At 70.6% G+C, this 1,140-nt stretch carries 1 tRNA gene and 3 pseudogenes; 3 read left to right on the top strand and 1 reads right to left on the bottom strand.

Annotated elements, in window-relative coordinates:
- Both G6023_RS15430 and G6023_RS15425 read left to right on the top strand, forming a co-directional pair.
- Window positions 1–635 (top strand): annotated as a pseudogene (locus G6023_RS15430) (DNA primase); the annotation flags it as partial.
- An 81-nt stretch (window positions 636–716) separates the two neighbouring features.
- Window positions 717–789: transfer RNA gene (locus G6023_RS15425), tRNA-Asn, on the top strand.
- Between the two features lie 56 nt (window positions 790–845).
- Here G6023_RS15425 and G6023_RS16090 read toward each other — a convergent pair.
- Window positions 846–947: pseudogene (locus G6023_RS16090) on the bottom strand (dihydrofolate reductase family protein); the annotation flags it as partial.
- Between the two features lie 56 nt (window positions 948–1,003).
- Here G6023_RS16090 and G6023_RS16085 point away from each other — a divergent pair.
- Window positions 1,004–1,140 (top strand): annotated as a pseudogene (locus tag G6023_RS16085) (molybdenum cofactor biosynthesis protein MoaE); the annotation flags it as partial.

The following is a 1,140-nucleotide window of genomic DNA, read 5'->3' as shown; positions in this document are numbered from 1 at the left end:
CGGGCGGGGGAGCCCGACCGGGGTGGGACGCCGCCGAGCGTGCAGGCGGCGCGGGTCGTGGACGTGGGGGATACGACGACGACGAGGTCGGCGGCCGCGAAGCTCCGCAGACACCGGAGGTGCCGACGGGCGTGCCCATCCCCGCCGCGGCGGACCCGGTGCTGTGGCCCCAGCGGGAGGCCGTGAAGGCGGCCCTGCAGTACCCGGGGCTGGCCGGGCCGCTCTTCGACTCCCTACCGGAGGAGTGCTACACCCACCCCGCCTATGCCACGATCGCGCAGGCACTGTCGAAGGCCGGCGGGTGCGCGGCCGGCAAGAGCGGCGCGAACTGGGTCTCCGAGGTCTCCGAGGGGCTGGGCGACGACGGGCTGCGCCGACTGGTCGGGAGCCTCGCGGTGGAGACACTGCGCGTGTCCGAGGAGGCGTTGCCCCGCTACATCTCCGGTGTCCTGGCGCGGCTGCAGGAGGTGTGGGTCTCGGGTCAGATCGCGGACCTCAAGTCCAAGGTGCAGCGGATGAGCCCCGCCGAGGACCCCGAGGGCTACTCGGCGTTGTTCGGTGATCTGGTGGCTCTGGAGGAGTACCGGCGCGGCCTGTTGAACCAGGCGGTCGGCGCGACTCCGGACATCGCCTGACCAGCCGATTTGGTTCGTCGGCCTGCGGCGCACTAAGGTGAGTTCTCGGTATCCGGCATCACCGCCGGTCGCCAGCAGTGATCCCCCATAGCTCAATTGGCAGAGCATTCGACTGTTAATCGAAGGGTTATTGGTTCGAGTCCAATTGGGGGAGCTCAGCAACCAGGTCAGTGGCTTCCGAGCCCTGACCTGGTCTGCATTTCAGGGTGGTCAGCCGGGTGGGGCGTGCAGGGTGGGCCGGTAGATCGGCTCCTGGATCCGGCCGTCGAGGGTACGGCTCTCGAGCAGTTCGAGGTCACACTCCGCTCCACCCGACGGCCCGGGACACGCTCGCCCGGCTCTGCGACGAGGTCGCGGTCGAGCACACCTCGGCGGCCGATTCCGGGCGCACGGTCCGCGTGTCCGCCGTCCACCGCGTGGGTGTGCTGCCGGTGGGCGAGGTCGCGGTGGTGGTGGTCGCTGTGGCTCCGCATCGGGCCGAGGCGTTCGCGGCGTGCTCGGAGCT

This window comes from Dietzia sp. DQ11-71 (genome assembly GCF_014144995.1).
In the GTDB taxonomy this organism is placed as follows: Bacteria; Actinomycetota; Actinomycetes; order Mycobacteriales; family Mycobacteriaceae; genus Dietzia; species Dietzia kunjamensis.
This window is presented reverse-complemented; position numbering and strand designations above follow the sequence as displayed.